At 61.7% G+C, this 5,422-nt stretch carries 4 protein-coding genes and 1 pseudogene; all 5 read right to left on the bottom strand.

Annotated elements, in window-relative coordinates:
- On the bottom strand, positions 1-777 hold a 777-nt coding region (locus tag VR71_RS23460), incomplete at its 3' end, for a biotin/lipoyl-containing protein (protein WP_045686722.1).
- A gap of 3 nt (positions 778-780) precedes the next feature.
- The gene (locus VR71_RS23455) at positions 781-3,741 is read right to left on the bottom strand and encodes a 2-oxoglutarate dehydrogenase E1 component (protein ID WP_045686721.1); all 2,961 of its coding nucleotides are present in this window, start codon (positions 3,739-3,741) and stop codon (positions 781-783) included.
- Complete coding sequence (locus tag VR71_RS23450) at positions 3,738-4,262, bottom strand: DUF805 domain-containing protein (protein ID WP_045686720.1); 525 nt, start codon at positions 4,260-4,262, stop codon at positions 3,738-3,740. Before VR71_RS23450 ends, VR71_RS23455 begins: the two co-directional genes overlap by 4 nt.
- A gap of 3 nt (positions 4,263-4,265) precedes the next feature.
- A complete protein-coding gene (gene sucD / locus VR71_RS23445; RefSeq protein ID WP_008279485.1) occupies positions 4,266-5,147 on the bottom strand; it encodes a succinate--CoA ligase subunit alpha in 882 nt (293 codons plus the stop codon).
- Positions 5,148-5,275: 128 nt separating this feature from the next.
- Positions 5,276-5,422 (bottom strand): annotated as a pseudogene (gene sucC / locus VR71_RS25445) (succinate--CoA ligase subunit beta); the annotation flags it as partial.

The following is a 5,422-nucleotide window of genomic DNA, read 5'->3' as shown; positions in this document are numbered from 1 at the left end:
GGCAGCGGCGGGGGTCTGCGTGGCAGCAGCGGCGGCGCGGGCCACATCCTCTTTCATCACACGGCCATCGCGGCCAGACCCCGTGACCTGATCGCGACTGAGGCCGGCCTCGGCCATGGCCTTTTTGGCTGACGGCGCATCCTCGACATCCTTGCCGGAACTCGGTGCAGGTGCTGCGGCTTGTTCGGCCTTGGGCGCTGCGGCGGGCGCGGATGCCCCGGCGCCGGAGGAGAGGGTCGCGAGCTTGCCACCTGCCTGCACGGTAGACCCCTCAGCCGCGAGGATTTCGGTCAGCGTGCCAGCAGCGGGGGCTGGCACCTCGACCGAGACCTTGTCGGTTTCCAACTCGCACAGCATCTCGTCGGCGGCGACGGGGTCGCCCACCTTCTTGAACCATGTCGACACGGTCGCCTCTGACACCGACTCTCCGAGGGTTGGGACCATGACATCGACACTGGCACCTGCATTGGCGCTGTCACTCTTGGCAGGTTTTTCGACCTTTTCGGCCTTGTCCGCTTGGGTCGGGGCTGCTTTGCCTTCGCCTTCGGAGATGGTGGCCAAGAGGGCATCGACGCCGACGGTCTCACCCTCTTGCGCTACGATTTCACCCATCGTGCCTGCGGCAGGGCTGGGCACCTCCACGGTCACCTTGTCGGTTTCCAACTCGCACAGCATCTCGTCGGCGGCGACGGGGTCGCCGGGTTTCTTGAACCAGGTGGCGACGGTCGCCTCGGTCACGGATTCGCCAAGGGTGGGGACGCGGACTTCGGTAGTCATGGGTTATTTCCCTTCGATGGTCAGCGCGGCATCGACCAGCGCTTCTTGTTGTGCTTTGTGCTGCTTGGCAAGGCCCGTTGCGGGCGAGGCCGAGGCGGGGCGACCGGCATAGACGGGCCGTAGATGCTTGGCCTTGATCCGGGTCAGAACCCATTCGATATTAGGCTCGATAAAGGACCACGCGCCCTGGTTCTTGGGCTCTTCCTGACACCAGACCATTTCCGCCCCCTTGAAGCGTTCCAGTTCCTTGACCAGCGACATCGCCGGGAACGGGTAGAACTGTTCGATGCGCATCAGGTAGACATCGTCGATGCCACGGTTGTCGCGCTCTTCGAGCAGGTCGTAATAGACCTTGCCCGAGCACATCACGACGCGCTTGATCTTCTTGTCTCCGACCAGCTTGGTTTCAGAGTTGCCGTATTGCGCATCATCCCACAACACCCGGTGGAAGGACGAGCCGGTGATGAATTCCTCGGTTTTCGAGACCGCCATCTTGTGCCGCAGGAGCGATTTCGGCGTCATCAGGATTAGTGGTTTGCGGAAGGTGCGATACATCTGGCGGCGCAGGATGTGGAAGTAATTGGCCGGGGTGGTACAATTGGCCACGATCCAGTTGTCGCCGCCGCACATGGTCAAGAAGCGTTCCAGACGGGCCGAGGAGTGTTCCGGTCCTTGTCCCTCGTAGCCATGTGGCAAGAGGCAGACGAGCCCGGACATGCGCAGCCATTTCGATTCACCCGATGAGATGAACTGGTCGAACATGATCTGTGCGCCATTGGCAAAATCGCCGAACTGCGCCTCCCAGAGGGTGAGCGCGTTGGGTTCGGCCAAGGAATAGCCATATTCAAAGCCCAGCACCGCATATTCCGAGAGCATCGAGTCGATGACCTCATAATGTGCCTGCCCGTCGCGGATATGGTTAAGCGGGTAGTAGCGGTCTTCGTTGTCCTGATTGATCAGGCCGGAATGCCGCTGGCTGAAGGTGCCGCGCGTGCAGTCCTGCCCCGAGAGGCGGACGCGGTAGCCTTCGGTCAGGAGCGAGCCAAAGGCCAGCGCCTCGGCGGTGGCCCAATCAAAGCCGGTGCCGGTCTCGAACATGTTCGCCTTGGACTCGAGCAACCGCTCGACCGTCTTGTGCAGCGGGAACCCTTCGGGCGCGGTGCTGAGCGCGCGGCCTACTTGGGCCATGGTCTCGGGCTTGATCGCGGTTTCGCCGCGCTCATACTTGCCGCGATGCGCGTTCAGGTCGGCCCATTTGCCATCCAGCCAGTCGGCCTTGTTCGGTCGGTAATCCTTGCCCGCGTCGAATTCATCCGCGAGATAGGCCTGAAAAGCGGTCTTCATGTCCTCGATCTCGCCCTCGGGGATCAGACCATCCTTGACCAGCCGCTCGGTATAGAGGCTGAGCGTGGTTTTCTGCTGCTTGATCTTCTTATACATCACCGGGTTGGTAAACATGGGCTCGTCGCCCTCGTTGTGACCAAACCGGCGATAGCAGATCATGTCGATTACCACGTCCTTGTGGAATTTCTGACGGAACTCCGTGGCGACGCGGGCTGCATGCACACAGGCCTCGGGATCGTCGCCGTTGACGTGGAAAATCGGCGCCTCGACCATCAGCGCGATATCGGTTGGATAGGGCGAGGAGCGGCTGAAATGCGGTGCGGTGGTAAAGCCGATCTGGTTGTTGACAACGAGATGGATGGTGCCGCCGGTCCGGTGGCCCTTGAGGCCCGACAGACCGAAACATTCCGCCACGACGCCCTGGCCGGCAAAGGCCGCATCGCCGTGCAGCAGGATGGGCAGTACCTTGGTGCGGTCGGTGTCGTTCAACTGATCCTGCTTGGCGCGGACCTTGCCGATCACCACAGGGTTCACGGCTTCGAGGTGACTGGGGTTGGCGGTCAGCGACAGGTGCACCCTGTTGCCGTCAAATTCGCGGTCCGAAGACGCCCCGAGGTGGTATTTCACATCGCCCGAGCCGTCGACCTCTTCGGGTTTGAAGCTGCCGCCCTGGAACTCGTTGAAAATTGCGCGATAGGGCTTGCCCATCACATTGGCCAGAACCGACAGACGGCCCCGGTGCGGCATGCCGATGACGATATCCTCGACGCCCAGTTGACCGCCACGCTTGATGATCTGCTCCATCGCCGGGATAAGGCTCTCGCCCCCATCAAGACCAAAGCGCTTGGTGCCCATGTATTTCACATGCAGGTATTTTTCAAAACCCTCGGCCTCGACCAGCTTGTTCAGGATTGCCTTGCGCCCGGTGCGGGTAAAGGTGATTTCCTTGTCGTAGCCCTCGATCCGCTCCTTGAGCCAGGCGGATTCCTCGGGATCGGAAATATGCATGTATTGTAGCGCGAAGGTGCCGCAATAGGTGCGCCGGACAATCGCCAGAATCTCGCGCAGGCTCGCGATTTGCAGGCCCAGCACATTGTCGATAAAGATTGGGCGATCCATGTCGATCTCGGTGAAGCCGTAGGATTTCGGGTCCAACTCCGGGCGCAGCGGCGTCTCGCGCAGGCCCAGCGGATCTAGATCAGCGGCCAGATGCCCCCGGATCCGGTAGGCGCGGATCAGCATCAGCGCGCGCACGGAATCAAGCACGGCGCGTTTGACGTCCTCGTCGCTGACGCTCACGCCCTTCTCGGCCGCTTTGGCAGTGATCTTCTTGCCTGCATCCTTCAACTCGGGCTCTGCGGGCCATTCGCCGGTCAGCGCGGCGGTCAGGTCATCGGCGGGCATGGGGGGCCAATCGGCCCGCGCCCAGGAGGGGCCAGCGGCCTCGGCCTTCACATCGTCGTCGCCATCACCGAGCGCGTCGAAGAAGTTCGTCCACGCCGCATCGACAGCGTTCGGGTCATTGGCATAGCGCGCATAGAGCTGTTCGAGATACTCGGCATTATGCCCCTGCATGAAGGAGGAGGCATGAAAGAGGTCGTTGGGGGATTGATCGGTCATAGTGGCACCTCGTTAGGGTTGGGACCGTACTTGTTGGGACCGGGTTGTGGTGGAAGCAGGAGAAGGCCCATGGTGTGCGAGAAAAACATCAGCGTAAGTACAATTACAAAGAGCGCGATGACCGCAACGACTGCCACCAACGGCTTGGTGAAAAACATCACCGCCATTAGCAAAGTAAGAGTTCCTGATGATGTCATGGACATCCAGAGCCAAATCAACGTCATGACGATGAAAAATCCGATGGCAGGCTTTAGCGGATCAAGCATCAATGTCCCGCTTTCGCCGACATCATGCAGCCGCCGCACACCCGCCGCCGTGACGGGAAGGTAGAAAATCGCCGTAAGGACATAGATGCCTGTCGCGATGCTTTCGGAAGGCAGCAACCTGATACATAGGGCGATGCCGACTGCAAAGGCGCAGGTTGCCGCAAACAGAAACCAAAGGTAAGCCGCGCGCGCCGTTCGACCGCCAAGGTCGAACATTCTTGCCGTTTCAGCCAGAATTGCGCGCGCCGCAGGCATGTTTTACCCAATCGCCTTGAGCACGGCCTCTCCGAGGCCAGCGGGGCTCTCAGCGACGGTGATGCCGGCGGATTTCATGGCTTCGATCTTGCTCTCGGCGTCGCCTTTGCCGCCCGCGACGATGGCGCCGGCGTGGCCCATGCGGCGGCCCGGGGGGGCGGTGCGGCCAGCGATGAAGCCTGCGACGGGTTTCTTGCGCCCGCGTTTGGCCTCATCCTTGAGGAACTGCGCCGCCTCTTCTTCCGCAGAGCCGCCGATCTCGCCGATCATGATGATCGACTGGGTTTCGTCATCGGCGAGGAACCATTCGAGCACGTCGATATGCTCGGTGCCCTTGATCGGGTCGCCGCCGATGCCCACACAGGTCGACTGGCCAAGGCCCACATCCGAAGTCTGCTTGACCGCCTCATAGGTCAGCGTGCCGGAGCGGCTGACCACGCCGACCGAGCCGCGTCGGTGGATATGGCCGGGCATGATGCCGATCTTGCAGGCGTCGGGCGTGATGATGCCGGGGCAGTTCGGGCCGATGAGGCGCGATTTGCTGCCTTCCAGCGCCCGCTTGACGCGCATCATGTCGAGGACCGGGATGCCTTCGGTGATGCAGACGATCAGCTCCATCTCGGCGTCAATCGCCTCGAGGATCGAATCGGCGGCGAAGGGCGGCGGCACGTAGATAACGGAGGCATTGGCCTCTGTCACATGTTTGGCCTCATGCACCGAGTTGAAGACCGGCAGGTCGAGATGCGTCGTGCCGCCCTTGCCGGGGGTGACGCCGCCGACCATCTGGGTGCCGTAAGCGATGGCCTGTTCGGAGTGAAATGTGCCCTGCGAGCCGGTAAGGCCCTGACAGATCACGCGGGTATGTTTGTCGACGAGGACTGCCATTTTGTTTGGCTCCTGAGTTCTGCGGCGGGGCCGCGTTATGGTATGGTCGGATGATCCGGGGCTCCGCCCGTTCGCGCCTCAAACGCTCCACCGGAGCGTTTGCCGGGGCAAAGGCCCCGGACCGGCGCTCACCCTTTGACGGCCTTGACGATCTTTTGCGCACCGTCCTTGAGGTCGTCGGCGGCGATGACGTCGAGGCCGGAGGTGTTGATGATCTCCTTGCCCTTTTCGACGTTGGTGCCTTCGAGACGGACGACGAGCGGCACCTTGAGGCC

This window comes from Roseovarius sp. BRH_c41, assembly GCF_000961715.1.
Lineage (GTDB): Bacteria > Pseudomonadota > Alphaproteobacteria > Rhodobacterales > Rhodobacteraceae > Roseovarius.
Note: the sequence above shows the minus strand (reverse complement) of the source record. Positions and strands in the feature narration are given on the sequence as shown.

Bases quoted from the DNA above. Each gene is read 5' to 3' on its own strand.
- VR71_RS23455 (WP_045686721.1), bottom strand. From the start codon at position 3,741: ATGACCGATCAATCCCCCAACGACCTCTTTCATGCCTCCTCCTTCATG.
- sucD (WP_008279485.1), bottom strand. From the start codon at position 5,147: ATGGCAGTCCTCGTCGACAAACATACCCGCGTGATCTGTCAGGGCCTT.
- VR71_RS23450 (WP_045686720.1), bottom strand. From the start codon at position 4,262: ATGCCTGCGGCGCGCGCAATTCTGGCTGAAACGGCAAGAATGTTCGAC.